The following is a 14250-nucleotide window of genomic DNA, read 5'->3' as shown; positions in this document are numbered from 1 at the left end:
TTCTATTCATTTGGAGGGTTCACTATGTTCACAGTAGCATTCATGGAAAGCGAATTGGGAGGCGACGGCTTCTTCTCGGGCATGCCGATTTTCATGGTCGGATTTTTTGTTCTCATCATCGGTTTCATTCTGTTTGGAGTCATCTCTGCAGCCTCAAAGGGAATCTCAACGAATTCATTGACGCAACAACTGCGCGAGCATGCGGCGCGTCTCGTCAGTCCGGATGAATCGGATGCACAGAATTACGTCGCTTACTTAGAAACGTTGACAAGTTTTCCAGTGGAAAAGACGAATCTCGAACCGTTTCGGATTGCGACTGGCATCTTAAGACTCGTCCAAGGAACGGATCAAATTTCCGAAACGACGAAAAAACAAGTCGTCGCTCAGTACTTACGGCTCGGTATTTTGGATGCGGATCATTTAGCGGACGAACAGCCGGTCCGGAGCCATAGCCATAGCCATCACCATCATCATTAAAAAGGGTCCTGAGGGGCTCTTTTTTTGTTGAAAACGGTTGAATCGTGACATCTAATTGTCATATACAACGATTTAGATTAAAGTTGTATGAAATTGAAATCTTTTTGAGCAGAATGCTGTGTATCGGTTGAAAAAAGTTTACAATGAATGGACGGGAATACCTTTATTGCTGGAGAAAGATAAAGGGAAAGGAGTTGAATTCCTTTAATGAAAACATGGCTGAATCGAACGATTGGACGGCAAATCATGTCTGCGTTTTATGTGATTTTTCTGACACTGCTGCTAACGACAGGTGGTGTCTACCTATATACGAAACAACAGGTGGATGAATCACGCCAAGAGTTAAAGATGTTAAACGAACATCGGACACGGGCGACGGATTTGTACGAATCATGGCAAAGCATGCAGTACGAGATGCGTGGCTTCGTCTTGCTTGGTGACGAAGAGATGTTAAAAGAAATCGAAGCAAAGAAAAATGACATCAATCAACAAACGACATGGTTCGAGCGCAATGCACGCTTCAAAGAAGAACGGCAGTATGCAACGGACGCACGGGAACTCTATACAGCGTATACCCAACGCGTCATGCCGAGCCTCGTCAATTACGTCGCGGCGAAAAAAGACGGCAAAGTGACGGAACCGTTCTTGAAGATGCCGACGCTTGGAAAGGTCACGAAATCAAAACCACTCGATCCACAGCGGAAGTTTAACATCAAGACAAAGAGTGCGGCTGATATGAGTTCAAGTATCGTTGATATGGAGACGGTCTTCACAAAATATCGTAATTCCTTAAACGATCAAGAGATGGCCGCGCAAGAGCAGCTTGGTAAACAAGTCAACTCGTCGCAAATTCTCGGAGCAGTCAATATCGTAATCCTCTTATTGATTACTCTCGTTTTCGTCCGACCATTCGTCCGCCGCTTGACGCGTCAGTTGCGTCAGTTGAACCGGGAAAGTGGACGACTCGCTAAAGGTGAGGATGCGACACCGATCGTCATCACGAATCGTCAAGATGAGATTGGTGAGTTGACGACGACGTTCAACCAGATGGCAGCCGCCATTTCCGGGCAAAAACATCAACTCGTCGCAAGTAACGACGAACTACAAAGTCAACAGGAAGAATTAATTGCCCAGCAAGAAGAACTTCAATCGCAACAGGAAGAACTCGAAGAAGCACTCGACATCACGTTACGTAACGAGACGCATTTGCGTTATCGCAATGAGTTGACCGAGACACTCGCGTCTCGCGAAACGTTGACGGCGTATCCGGCGATCATCGAAAAATTGATCACGATCACCGATGCGGAGCTCGGAGCGATCGTCTTCTTAGAGCAGGACCGCTATACGAATCTCGTCTCGTACGGGATGACGGCAGCTCAGGAGCACCAGTTATTACATGCTTCGACGTCATTACTCGAACGCACACGTCTAAACAAACGTGCTGTTCGCTCGACGAAACAAGTCGCGAGTCATCATCCGCTCCCATATCCGTACACGATGTACGAAATCGTCGTACCGGTGATGGATCCAGCGACGAACACGATGATTGCAAGCATTTACCTCGTTCGTTACCGGGATGCCTTTACGGAAGACCAGACGAACGAAATCTGGTCGTTCTCCCGTCAATTGGCACTCTCCTTGCTCCGGATGCGTGTCTTTGAAGAAGTCGAACGAGAACGGGAAAAGACGTCCAAACTTCTCCATTCGATTCGGGAAGCGGTCATCTATATCGAAGGAGAGACGATTTTTGCCAATAAACCATTGCTCGCTTTATTCCATCATCCGGCGCACGATCAAGTGGCGGAAGAAGGATTGATGACGCTCGACGTCAAAATCGAAGAGTTGGCAGTGCAGGTCGATCAACATGAGGCGTTCTTAACCTACATGGATCATGTCTGCAGTCAGGAAATTCCGACGGAGAGCTTGGCGTTGTCCTTAAACAAGGAAGAGCGATTCGTCACGCTGTATGCAGAGGAAATTCATTACGGTGGTTGTTTCCGCGGTACGATGCTCGTCTTACGTGACGTGACGGCAGAGACGGCGATCGACCGGATGAAATCGGAATTCGTCTCGACCGTATCGCATGAGTTGCGGACACCGCTTGCCTCGATTTACGGCTATACGGAATTGATGCTCGCGCGCGACGTCCAGGAATCAAAACGTCAACGGTATCTCGAAACGATTCATGCGGAAACCGAACGGTTGACGAATCTCGTCAACGACTTCCTCGATGTCCAGCGCATGGAATCGAGTCAGCAACAGTATGACTTTAAACCGCTTGATCTGACGAAAGTCATTCAGGAAACGGTCGAGTTCCATACCGCTTCGGCAAAAGATCACGAGCTTGTCCTTGATTTTGAAGAAACGACGACGGGTCGGATTCATGCCGATGAACAAAAAATGCGCCAGCTGTTCACGAACCTGATCAACAACGCGATCAAGTATTCACCAGATGGTGGTCAGATCACGATTACGATGCGTCAAGTCGAAGACCGGGTTCAGTTGAAGATCGAAGACGAAGGGATTGGTATTCCACGTCACGCGCTACCACAACTGTTCAGTAAGTTTTACCGAGTCGATAATTCGGATAGTCGAAAAATCGGCGGTACGGGTCTCGGTCTTGCGATTTGTCAGGAAATCGTTCGTTCGCACGAAGGAATGATTCATGTCGAATCAACGGAAGGTGTCGGGTCCGCGTTCATCGTCGAACTACCGATCGTCCAGTCCGTCGTACCGGTCACGGAACCGGTGGAGGATTGTTAATGTCAAAAACGTTCTTTGATTGAAAAATCAAAGAACGTTTTTTGTTGGTTTCATCTGCAAAACGGGAATTAACTACTATCAAACAGAAAGGAAGTGAGGAGATGCGGCGAAGCAGATGGCCATGTTAAGTCCGACGATCACTCATTCTTTGGATCCTGATCGAAGCCAGTAGTTCGTTCATTCCAGCTTATGTGATTGAACGCTTTTACTGGGAAGACCGGGGGATGAGCATTGCCGACGTCGTCATCGCAGAAATCGTCTTTGCTTGGGTCATGTTGATTGGTGAGATCCCGTTCGGTTTGTTATCCGACCGGTGGGGTAGAAAGCCGTTCATTCTGGCTGGTTTCGTATGTGAGTGGTTATCGTTTACGGTGTTGCTTGAAGCCTACTCATTACCTGCTTTCCTCTTGGCGATGGCCCTTGCTGGCATCGGTGGCGCAGCACTTAGTGGAGCGCTTGAAGCCCAAGTCTATGAAACATTGCGAATGCATAGGAGAGAAGAGCGATTCGAGACGATCTGGCGAGTGATTTCAATCGGTGGTTTGTTGACGTCTGGACTTGCGGCACTCGTCGGGAGTTACGCCGTGCGATCGGTAGACTTGATCTGGCACTATCACGTGTCTTGGTGGGTTTTGCTCGGAACAGTACTCCTGACGTTTTTCTTAAAGGAAGCATCGCGAGAACAAGACGGAGAGACGAGTTCGTTAAAGACATTGCTAAACGGTTTTTCGTTTCGACGCGTCTACGTCCGAATTCTTTGTCTTGTCTTGTTATACGGGGCGACGATTGATTTCGTTGATGAGTTTTGGCAACTCTATCTACGGGATCAAACGATACCGATGGTCCATTTCGGATTCGTCTTCGTGTTATTCCAAATCATGCAGGCGATTGGTGCGTCCTTATCTCGGTTCCGATCGCCCGTCGGATGGGCGATGATCTATATCGTGTGTCTTGCCGGATTGTCGGTTGCCTCTCCGCTCGTCAGTATCGGTTTACTCGGGACGCTGTACTTGTGCTATGGCTGGGCTGAGCCTTATGTGACCACTGTCATCCAAGATGTTGCACCGTCAAATGGACGCGCAACATTTACGTCTCTGATCTCGGTCATTGAACGTTTAACTGTGCTTGGAACCGGTACCCTATTCGTCTTCGTCGAACGTGTCTTTTCGCTTCAGATGACCTATGCCGCGCTTAGTCTCGTCTCACTTATGTTGCTTCTGTTGTATAGTGTGACGCGAACGCGTCAGAACTGAATCAAAAAAAGGACAAAGGTGCATTGACCTTTGTCCTTTTGACTGTCATTTATTACGACACGTGTCGTTGCTCCTGAGAGGAACTTGCCCATACCTGGCGAGCCGGTTGCCACATCAACAAGGAGAGGGCTCCTGCGAGCGCATAGACAAGCTCGATCGCAAACACATCGGCAAGCCATCCGAACAATAGACTGCCGAGGCAGAAACAGAGTGCATAAACGGTTTGTTGTACGCTATAGACATACGGTAACCGTTCGAGTGGTGTCGTCGTTTGCAACAACGTATTCAGCTCAATCGCTCGGACTTGACTTGCAAACCCTTGGATCAGACAAGCGATCACGGCAAGTGTGACGATTGGAGCGAAAGCAAACAAGAAGGTCGCAACAATCGAAAAGCCGATACTACGATAAAGTAACGAACGCGTTCCACGACGACGTAACATCATGTAACTACCGGCAATCATGCTCAGCAGATAGAAGGCATTTAGAATGCCCCACCAGCGTTCCGATAGCTGGAAATGTGTATCGATGTAGACGAGGAACAGAGCAGAAATCCAAGCCGTACTGACGAACGCATCGATTCCGACGAGATACGTGTTGGCTTTCGCGAAAGGATGCGATCGCGTGTAGTGAATACTCGACCGGAAGGAGACGTCTTCCCCTTCCATCGAAGGGTCGGGTAGAGAGCGGACGCTTCGATAGAACAGATAGCTGATGAGACTGGCACCTAAAAACAGACTAGCCGAGACGGACAAGACGGAAAGAGGCGATAACCAGCTGACCAGAATGGCGCCGAGCGGCCACATGATGAGCTGAATCACTTGATTCGAACCTTGTACGAGACTATTAGCTTTCTGAACATCCTGACACAGTCGAGGGATGAAGGCACTTTCGATCGGACGAGCAAATCCGTCGAAGAAAGCGATACATCCAACGAGTGCGAGGATAAGTGGCAGTGGTAAATCAAATCCCCAGATGACGCCTAATAGAATCGTCTTGAGGAGTTGACTGCCGAACAACAAGGAGGCATGGGGAACACGTTGAGCGACTTGGGCGAATAAGAAGCCGCTTCCTGTCATGCCTGCTGTGACGAGAACAGGAAACAGGGCAGCGAGACTCGCTTGCCCTGTCGTTTGATAGATCATCGCGATCAGGGAGACGATATAGAGCGCATCTCCCGCATTCGCAATCCATTGACTGACCAATAAAAGCGTAAACCGGTTCATTCTGAATGACCTCCATATCGTACGTATTTAGTTAGGAGTGAGAATTCAGAATGACTTACATTGGACGCCCTCATTTCATGTTTTTTTCTAGTGTAAGAAGAAAAAAATGGATTGTCAATCAGAATCGTGACGGGAGTTCCGGGCAACGAGTGTAAAGGGATCGACCATCGACGTCGCAGCGGCTTCGTCTTGAGCACGAGATGCCGATAGCTTGATTGGTTTTAGTTGCTGGCGGAAGCGGAAAGCCCGTTCGAGTCGACTCATGAACAGATTGCTGAAAAAGACAATCAATGCTAGTCCAATCAGTGGAACGAGGAACATATGATTGAGCCACGACGTCGCTGAAAACTGATTGTAGTAATAACCGAACATTGAAGACCACTCAAAGATCGTTGGCATGACACCCTCATATAAATTGACTGTTCCGGCGAAGAAAATACCTAAGAGTGATAAATGGATCAGCAACATCAACGTTTGAATGAATTGTTGCATGAAGACAATCGTCAATGTCGGAACAAGGTGTGGCCAGATATGACGTCTAAACCGATACCACGGACTACCACCGAGTGTCTGGGCGACGATCATGAATTCTTGATTGAGCAATTGACGAGTCTCAGCAATTAGATAAAGCGACAAAGAGGGTATACCAAGGAGAATCAGGACGATCAACTCAAACGAGACGCGATCGAACAATGGTGGAACTACAGTCGAATCCATGAAGACAAGAGATGAAAATAAAAGCAGTAAAGAAACGAGAGAAAGTGGTAAAACTAAAAAACCATCAAGGATAAGTTTTAAGTATCGATTAACACGAGCATTTCGAAAAGCTAACGGAATCGCAACGACTAATGAGAGAGTCATTCGACTAATCGCAACAATCGTACATATACCAATCGTCCATTTAAAACCTTCAATCATCATTTGGAAAAGGTCATTACCGGACCGATCCGTACCTAGCCATTGATCACTTGACGGTTTTAGTGGTGACGTCGCAAGGAACGTACCATCTTCAGCATACCGGTTCGAAATCTGATCGACTTGACCATCGCGGAAAATCGTATTACCAAAGCTTAGCAATAGTAGACCGGTAAGTAGAATGAGGCAGAGCCAGAAAACTGGGTCTTTCATCAAGGTACGGCGCATCAAATCCCACCTTTCCAGGCGTTTGGAATCAACCATTCAGCCAGTAAATCAATGATGAAGATGGGTAGGTAGATTAAGAACAAGATGACCATCAAAATTGGCATTTGTCCAAAGTAAAGGGCGAAGCGAAACAGACCTTGGACCTGGAAAGTGTACTCAATGATTAACAAACTCGATAGTATCGTAATGATATTGGCTCGGAAAAATAGATAAAACCGATAGATCATCGTTGGCAGTAAATGTTTCCAGAAAAGGGCGGTCGGACGAATGCCTTTTGCGCGTGCGAGTTCGAGGAATGGTGCAGATTCTTGTTCGAGTACTTGTGTCGTCAGCCATTTAATAAAGAAAAATAATGTGGTCAGCGTTAAGGTGGCAATCGGTAAGAAACGAATAGAGTCAGCGTATGTACCTGCAATCTCGATGTTGCTATAACCTGTCATTTTAAATAAATAAATGACAAGGAATTGTGAAAGAATGATCCAAAACAAGTCTGGAACCATTTCAAGCGTGCGTGTCGTCTGTTTCAATAGTGTCCGTGTTCGTCTGCCACTTCGATAAAACAGATAGGCGTAAAGAATCGCACACACAACGGAGACTAACATAGCTGTCGTAAAGATGATTAACGTCTCTTGAATATAGGGCTGTAAAGAAGGGAGTAGTAGAACTTCTTTTTGAGCAGTCACGTTAAAATAAGTGATCTCATCAAGTTTCGTTAATTGAGCAAATTGTTGCTTCAGACCTTCCCAGTAGCTTGCTGGGTTGAATTTCATTTGCGCGACAAGCGCCGGAAGGGCGCTGATCGTAATCAAGACAAAAAATGCCACGATAAGCTGAATTGATTTTCGGGCGATAAACACCATGAGGCGAAAAACTCCTTTCTTTGGATCCTCAGCCGATGGCGAGGATCCGGTCATTGCCAATTTGGATCAACTGACTGTTTATATGTTTCCGGCGCAGTACGTAGCGTTCGAACTGTTGTGTCGCGATGAACGAATCACGCGTCGAGACCGTCGAAAGGGTCATCAGGACATGTTTTAATTGCGGTTGTCCTTCTTGTAACGAGAGATGTGTCATCCGGTTTGCTCCGTCGAGTCGATTCAAGAACAGTTCAATCTTACAGCCCTCCTTGATTAATTCACTGATCAGGAATGCCGCTTGTTCGATGAACGTCTCAAATTGTTGGTGGAGTCCGTAACCGCTCGGGGCAGATAAGTTCAAGGCAATCGTAAACGTATCTTGATTGCTCGTTTCGAATACTTTTGCCTGCAAGCGACCGGTCTTCGCCGTCGCATACCAATCGATCTCTTTTGACGGTTCCGCCGTATAGGGTTTTGCACCGAGTTGAACCAGTTTGTTCTTGAGCGGTGAGTAACGGTCCGGTCGATCACCGATCCGTAAACGCTGTAAAAGAAGCGGCGTCGCTTGCGCCGTCAAGGACGGTAAGACTGTAAACGACGGATATGTATCGAACGTAAAGAGATAAACGCCCATCTTCCAAGGCAGGCGAATCGTTAAGATGATCTCATCGAACTCGGCTGGTCCGCGGCGAACCGTCTGAATCGGGATCGTCACTGCGTCTTCAGAGTCAATCACTGCGTGAAACGTCGCCGGGTGTAGTGGATCCATCTCCGGGAAGATGACTCCGCCATCCGTGTGCAAACGAAGTGTCGCTTCGAGCCCAAGCTGACTCAAGGATTCGACGCCGAAGACTTGCAAATGGAGCGACGTCTTCTCCTGGTTGAACATCAATGATTCATAATGTTTCCATTCGATTGCGACATCCCGTCGTAACTGCTTTTCTGTTCGCCCGACGACGAAATGAATCGTCGCCAAAGCTGCGAACAGAAATCCGAGGACGGAAAGACGCGGAATGAAGAGGAAGATGAACGTCATCGTGACGTACAGTGGAAAAAGTCGGCGTTCAAGCCAAAACGGGACGGAACGTTCAATCTGCATGATTCGTCACCCCATCTCGACCGGAACCGGCACGTCGTCCAGAATATGCGTCAAAACAGCCGCTTTCGTCGTCTTGATTCCACCTTCGAGTGTCAGTGTCAGGCGATGGGATAGGACGTGTTTTGCAAGATATTTGATATCTTCCGGGATGATGAAGTCGCGTTGATTCAAGAACGCGTAGCTTTGCGAGGCGCGAAGTAATGCAATCGCTCCACGCGGACTGACACCGACTTCAATGAGTTCATGGTTTCGTGTCGCTTGAACGATGTGTAATAGATAATCAAGCACGTCTTGCGATGCATGGACGCGGCGTGCCTCTTCCTGCCAGGAAATCAAGTCGCCGCCTGACGCGATGCCGACAGCTGACCGACGGACGTTCGTCAGAATTTCAGACAATAAGCGCCGTTCGTTCTCAAAATCCGGATAACCGACTTCGATCGCGACCATAAACCGGTCGAGTTGGGCGTCCGGTAGTGGGAACGTTCCTGCCGATTCAATCGGGTTTTGCGTCGCGATGACGAAGAATGGGGCTGGCATCTGATAGGTCGTTCCACCAATCGAGACCTGACGCTCTTCCATCGCTTCAAGTAATGCCGATTGTGTCCGCGGAACGGCACGGTTAATCTCATCGATCAAGACGACGTTCGCGAACAGTGGACCGCGTTTATTCTCGAACTCCTGTGTCTTTAAATTGAAGAAGTCTGAACCGATGACGTCTGACGGGAGAAGATCCGCCGTGAACTGAATCCGCGAAAAGGCACTCTCGAAGCTCTGAGCGAGCGCTTTGGCGAGCATCGTTTTCCCTGTTCCCGGTACGTCTTCAAGGAGAATGTGTCCTTCAGCGATGAGTGCCGTCAGACAGAGATCGATGACGTCCGGTTTACCGAGATAGATCGAATTGAGTTGGTCTTTTAATTGTTGTAGTTTCATAGGAAATCCCTCCAAGGTTAAATGGTTGAGTAGCGTGCTAGTTGTTGTTCGAAGCGTAGAATCTCATCGTCCGTGACGATTGTTTCCGACATGTCACCGTAGCGGATATCCCGATATAACTGAAAATCGACAGCGACTTCAATCCGACGTAACCAGTCTTCAAGCGTTTCGTTCGGACGACGTTGCTGACTGCGCGGTAACTGTTGCTCAAAGCGGATGACGAGATCACGAACACGTGAAGACGAATACGATGCATACAGATAAGGCGATTTTCTTAAAGAAACAGGACGAAAGATTGATTGAGCGAATGGAACGTCATCCGTTACTTCTCCGTTAGACCTGCGCCGTTTTTTCACGCGACGCGACTGAACGAGTTTCCAGACCATGAAACTAAACAAACTGATTAAAATGACATATTGTAGATAAGAAAAGGGGGAGTCAGAGGCATCCGCTTTAAGGGATTTCCAGAGCTTTTTTGGACCAGGTCGTGGATCAATCGGTTCAAAAGGCATTTTGCCTTTTGTGTTAGTAGGTGAGTGACCGTTTTTAAAACTAATTTCGCCGTTCGCTTCAGTTTCTGCAATCGAAGGCTTTTTAAAAGGATCTGGCATGATGTAATGCGTATAGACGTACGTCGTGACGGTTTGAAACAAGAACAGACCAATCAGAATGACACCTAGCGACATGATAAAGCGTTGCCGTAACACAAGCGATCCTCCTTCCTGTTTTTAAGGAAAAAATATCCATATGTACTTAGGAAGATTTTAGCATACACGCTTAACAAATAAAAACAATTTTCTGAAAATAAAGACAAGGTGAGACGATTCATTTTCAAGTGGTAAGGGTATGATGGAATCAGTGGTTCTTGAAAGAGAAAGGGTGTTTTGTATGAAATTGATTATTTTTGGAGCGACGGGTCAAACGGGGCAAGAACTGGTCAAGCAAGCGATTGATCACGGGCATGAGGTCACAGCATTCGTCCGCAGTCCGCAAAAACTGACACTACGTGACGAACGGTTACACGTAGTTAAAGGCGACGTGCTCGATCAAGAAGCGGTGACGGCTGCTGTTGCCGGGCAAGAGGCTGTCCTGACGGCTCTTGGCACAGAGAGTCTTGCATACAGCGGCTTTTTAGAACGGAGTCTCGTCCGGATCGTGACAGCGATGAAAAAACAGGGGGTAGACCGGATCGGTTATGTTGCGTCTGCCGGTGTTGATGATGAATTACCGGGTGTACAAGGGATGCTCGCTCAGCGGATTCTGAAAAATCCACTGAAGGATCACCGCCAAGCGATCGCGCTTTTGCAACAAGCGGATTTGAACTATACGGTGGCCCGACCACTCCGTTTACTGAACGGTCCGTTGACGGGGCTTTATCGTCAAGCAGATACAGGTGTACCGGAAGATGCGAAACAGATCAATCGCGCAGATGTGGCGCATTTCCTCTTACAGGCAATCGAGACAGAAGATCATATCAAATCGAGTGTCGGTTTAGCAGAATGAAGAAAAAAAGACTCTCCCACATACGGAAGAGTCTTTTTTGATTGCTTATTGTTGACGATAGACGGAGACCGAACCACCGTTAACAAAGAATTGACCGTAACCATCTTGGTTGATCGTGACCGATGCTGTGTTGTTTCCAGTGATGTCTGTCCAGACTTCTCCTTTGTTCTGAAGCCCGACGTACATCCACTTGCTACCGCCAGGACCATCCGAAAGGATTGTCGCAAGACCTGATTTTGCCCGGTCTGAGACACCTTCACGTGTCCAACCGATGATGTCTTGGTTATCAAGGTAATCATTTTGTTTCCCGAACGCGAAGTCCTTCCGTGCTTTGAGTAACGGATCAATCTTCGAAGCGAGTGCTGGAATTTCGCGATTCGACGTACCCTTTGTACCATAGTAGTCACCATAGAAGACCGACGGATACCCTTGTTCACGTGTCAGGATCATCGCGTAAGCAAGCGGTTTGAACCATGACTGAACCGTTGATTCAAGCGATTGTCCAGGCTGCGAATCATGGTTCTCTACGAGTGTGACGGCTTGGACTGGATTGCTCTTGACGAGAGTACCATCAAAGATCGTCCGCATGTCGTAATACCCGCCGCCTTTACTTGCCTGTTCGAACTTATAATGAAGCGGCGCATCAAAGACGGATTGTTGATAATTCGTCCGGCTTAAGTAGTTTTGCAACGTGCCGAGATCGTTCTGCCAGTACTCTGCGACTGTAAACAATGGTTTGCCCGTCGTCTGACGAACATTCGCGAGCCAGTCCGCTAAGTAACCGTGTTTGATATGCTTGACGGCATCGAGACGGAACCCATCAAGACCAAGTTCGTTGACGTACCATTTACCCCAGTTCTTCATTTCTTGCTGGACTTCTGGATGATCGAAGTCGAGATCCGCATACATCAAGTAATCGTAGTTGCCATTTTCAGTTGAGACATCCGTATCCCACGCTTTACCGGTACCGCGGAACTTGTAGATGGCACTCTTAGAACGTGATTGATCCCAGTCCGTGCCGTCGAAGTGGTACCATTTCCACTTGAAGTTCGAGTAGAGGTTATTTCGTGCTGCAAAATTGAAACCCGTCCATGCCTGGATTTGATAATCGCCAGAGACTTCTTGATTACGGTTACCCGGGTTGACTTCGACTGCCGTGACGGCTTCCGTGAAATCGGCGCCACCTTTATGGTTCATGACGACATCACCATAGACATCGATTCCAGCGGTATGCAATTGTCCGATCGCCGTTTTTAATTGCGCCTTTGTGCCGTATTTCGTACGGACCGTTCCTTTTTGATTGAACTCACCTAAATCGTATAGATCGTAGGCGCCGTATCCGACATCATTTTGCGAGGTACCTTTGTAAGCAGGGGGAATCCAGACCGATGTGATTCCGAGCTGATCAAGCTTTGTTGCGTCACTCCCGAGACGGTTCCAATGGTTACCGTCATTTGGCACATACCATTCGAAATACTGCATCATCGTTCCGTTGTCTGCCGTTGCGCCGACTGCAATCGGTTGCGCAAGTGGCGCTAAAAAAGCAGCGGATGCGACGGTTGCTAAAATCCATCTTTTTTGTTTCACGTAAAGACCTCCTTATGATTTGTGAAAGCGCTTGCATTATTTATTATAGGGAAGCTTCAGACAGGAGGAATATCGTCCCGGATTCTTATTTGTAAGTCTCTTTTGTTCGTGACTTTTGACCCTAGAATATTTCTTCTGAAGAATTATTTTGATGAGATTGACGTCATGAATGAAAAAAATCAGGACCATCTAACCGTTGCCTTTCGATGAATATTCTGAACGACGACTCACCTTTAAAAAAGCAGGTCTATCGTCCATCTTCCACCAGGAATGGATTCGGTGTGAAAATGAGCGTGTAACACCAGCTCTCATACATACCATTTAAGGGGGAACACACATGAACTGGAAGTCAAAGGTCACAGGTGCGCTTGCCGCAACACTTGCACTCGGGTCAATCGTCTTTACACCGGTCACAGCAAAAACAGTTGATCCAAAACAAGTTTCAGCAGGTCCGCAGATGGTCACGTCACAATCGACGATCGATGCGTACTATCTACCAGCAGCGGGGAAGACAGGGGCAGCGTTGAAGGCATCGCTGCACGATATCATCGACAACCATACACAAGTGTCATACGACACGGTATGGACAGCACTGAAAGAAACGGATCAAGATCCAAATAATGCGAATAACGTCATCGAGTTATACACGGGGAAATCGATTGCGAAAAGTAACAACGGTGGGAATGTCGGTCAATGGAATCGTGAACATGTCTGGGCAAAGTCGCACGGTGACTTTGGTACGACGAACGGTCCTGGAACAGACTTGCATCACTTGCGTCCGGAAGACGTCGTCGTCAACAGTGCACGTGGGAATCTTGACTTCGACAATGGCGGTACGAAATACAGTGGTTGCGATTGCTACCGTGATGGCGATTCATGGGAACCACCAAACCGCGTCAAAGGTGACATCGCACGGATGATCTTCTACATGGCGGTTCGTTATGAAGGTGGCGGAGAAATCGATCTCGAAGCTTCAGAAAACGTCAATAATGGTACGAACCCGTTACACGGCAAATTGTCGACGCTGAAAGCATGGAATAAGCTTGACCCAGTTGATAGCTTCGAGAAACGTCGCAACGATGTCATCTTCGAGAAGTGGCAAAAAAACCGGAATCCGTTCATCGATCATCCGGAATACGTAACATCAATTTGGGGAAATTGATGACGAGTCAGTAAATAGGAAAGGGGCTGACTCAACAGTCAGTCTCTACAAAGATAGGGGTGGCAGAATGATGATCTGCCACCCCTATCTTGTAACAAAAAGAATGACGCGTTTCACGCAACTCCTACAGGGAAAAGCGCATCTTTGCGCTGACAGAGACAAATAAGACCCGCTTTCCTGCTTGAATAAAGCAGGAAAACTGGCTTGTGTCTCGCCTGAGGAAAGGGCGTGAAAAGACGCGTCATTCTTTT

The 14250-nt window shown here is 47.6% G+C and carries 12 protein-coding genes; 5 read left to right on the top strand and 7 right to left on the bottom strand.

What is annotated here, in order from left to right:
- Positions 1 to 24 precede the first annotated feature (24 nt).
- The 3 genes from ASF99_RS02430 (at position 25) to ASF99_RS02420 (ending at position 4493) form a co-directional block, all read left to right on the top strand.
- Positions 25 to 477, top strand: coding sequence for a hypothetical protein (locus ASF99_RS02430; protein WP_023467642.1), 453 nt, complete (start codon positions 25 to 27; stop codon positions 475 to 477).
- Between the two features lie 207 nt (positions 478 to 684).
- Positions 685 to 3240, top strand: coding sequence for a sensor histidine kinase (locus ASF99_RS02425; protein WP_055966798.1), 2556 nt, complete (start codon positions 685 to 687; stop codon positions 3238 to 3240).
- Positions 3241 to 3383: 143 nt separating this feature from the next.
- Positions 3384 to 4493 carry an MFS transporter gene (locus ASF99_RS02420; protein WP_082486957.1) on the top strand — a complete coding sequence of 370 codons (1110 nt, stop codon included), beginning with the start codon at positions 3384 to 3386 and terminating at the stop codon, positions 4491 to 4493.
- Between the two features lie 52 nt (positions 4494 to 4545).
- On the opposite strand, the gene ASF99_RS02415 is transcribed toward ASF99_RS02420, so the two are convergent.
- The 6 genes from ASF99_RS02415 to ASF99_RS02390 all read right to left on the bottom strand — a co-directional run bounded on the left by ASF99_RS02415 (position 4546) and on the right by ASF99_RS02390 (position 10454).
- Positions 4546 to 5718, bottom strand: a complete 1173-nt coding sequence (locus ASF99_RS02415) for an MFS transporter (protein ID WP_055966791.1) — start codon at positions 5716 to 5718, stop codon at positions 4546 to 4548.
- 114 nt (positions 5719 to 5832) lie between these two features.
- On the bottom strand, positions 5833 to 6861 hold the full coding sequence (locus ASF99_RS02410) for an ABC transporter permease subunit (RefSeq protein ID WP_035398226.1): 1029 nt from the start codon (positions 6859 to 6861) through the stop codon (positions 5833 to 5835).
- Positions 6861 to 7721 carry an ABC transporter permease subunit gene (locus tag ASF99_RS02405; RefSeq protein ID WP_035398224.1) on the bottom strand — a complete coding sequence of 287 codons (861 nt, stop codon included), beginning with the start codon at positions 7719 to 7721 and terminating at the stop codon, positions 6861 to 6863. The genes ASF99_RS02410 and ASF99_RS02405 overlap by 1 nt, the downstream gene beginning before the upstream one ends.
- 28 nt (positions 7722 to 7749) lie before the next feature.
- Positions 7750 to 8817 carry a DUF58 domain-containing protein gene (locus ASF99_RS02400; protein ID WP_055966788.1) on the bottom strand — a complete coding sequence of 356 codons (1068 nt, stop codon included), beginning with the start codon at positions 8815 to 8817 and terminating at the stop codon, positions 7750 to 7752.
- Between the two features lie 6 nt (positions 8818 to 8823).
- Positions 8824 to 9747, bottom strand: coding sequence for an AAA family ATPase (locus tag ASF99_RS02395; protein WP_029341157.1), 924 nt, complete (start codon positions 9745 to 9747; stop codon positions 8824 to 8826).
- A 17-nt stretch (positions 9748 to 9764) separates the two neighbouring features.
- Positions 9765 to 10454: a hypothetical protein gene (locus ASF99_RS02390; protein WP_055966786.1), complete on the bottom strand. Its 690-nt coding sequence runs from the start codon at positions 10452 to 10454 to the stop codon at positions 9765 to 9767.
- 181 nt (positions 10455 to 10635) lie between these two features.
- Between ASF99_RS02390 and ASF99_RS02385 the strand changes: the two genes are divergently transcribed.
- Positions 10636 to 11250, top strand: coding sequence for an NAD(P)-dependent oxidoreductase (locus ASF99_RS02385; protein WP_055966781.1), 615 nt, complete (start codon positions 10636 to 10638; stop codon positions 11248 to 11250).
- Positions 11251 to 11295: 45 nt separating this feature from the next.
- On the opposite strand, the gene amyS is transcribed toward ASF99_RS02385, so the two are convergent.
- Complete coding sequence (amyS, locus tag ASF99_RS02380) at positions 11296 to 12837, bottom strand: alpha-amylase (RefSeq protein WP_023467652.1); 1542 nt, start codon at positions 12835 to 12837, stop codon at positions 11296 to 11298.
- Positions 12838 to 13174: 337 nt separating this feature from the next.
- On the opposite strand from amyS, the gene ASF99_RS02375 reads away from it, so the two are divergent.
- Positions 13175 to 13999, top strand: a complete 825-nt coding sequence (locus ASF99_RS02375; RefSeq protein WP_035398221.1) for an endonuclease I family protein — start codon at positions 13175 to 13177, stop codon at positions 13997 to 13999.
- Positions 14000 to 14250 lie beyond the last annotated feature (251 nt).

Source organism: Exiguobacterium sp. Leaf187 (assembly GCF_001423925.1).
GTDB lineage: Bacteria > Bacillota > Bacilli > Exiguobacteriales > Exiguobacteriaceae > Exiguobacterium_A > Exiguobacterium_A indicum.
This window is presented reverse-complemented; position numbering and strand designations above follow the sequence as displayed.

Excerpts from the sequence above, each read along its gene's own strand:
- ASF99_RS02430 (WP_023467642.1), top strand. The coding sequence starts at position 25 with ATGTTCACAGTAGCATTCATGGAAAGCGAATTGGGAGGCGACGGCTTC.
- ASF99_RS02425 (WP_055966798.1), top strand. The coding sequence starts at position 685 with ATGAAAACATGGCTGAATCGAACGATTGGACGGCAAATCATGTCTGCG.
- ASF99_RS02415 (WP_055966791.1), bottom strand. The coding sequence starts at position 5,718 with ATGAACCGGTTTACGCTTTTATTGGTCAGTCAATGGATTGCGAATGCG.
- ASF99_RS02410 (WP_035398226.1), bottom strand. The coding sequence starts at position 6,861 with ATGCGCCGTACCTTGATGAAAGACCCAGTTTTCTGGCTCTGCCTCATT.
- ASF99_RS02405 (WP_035398224.1), bottom strand. The coding sequence starts at position 7,721 with ATGGTGTTTATCGCCCGAAAATCAATTCAGCTTATCGTGGCATTTTTT.
- ASF99_RS02400 (WP_055966788.1), bottom strand. The coding sequence starts at position 8,817 with ATGCAGATTGAACGTTCCGTCCCGTTTTGGCTTGAACGCCGACTTTTT.
- ASF99_RS02395 (WP_029341157.1), bottom strand. The coding sequence starts at position 9,747 with ATGAAACTACAACAATTAAAAGACCAACTCAATTCGATCTATCTCGGT.
- ASF99_RS02385 (WP_055966781.1), top strand. The coding sequence starts at position 10,636 with ATGAAATTGATTATTTTTGGAGCGACGGGTCAAACGGGGCAAGAACTG.
- ASF99_RS02375 (WP_035398221.1), top strand. The coding sequence starts at position 13,175 with ATGAACTGGAAGTCAAAGGTCACAGGTGCGCTTGCCGCAACACTTGCA.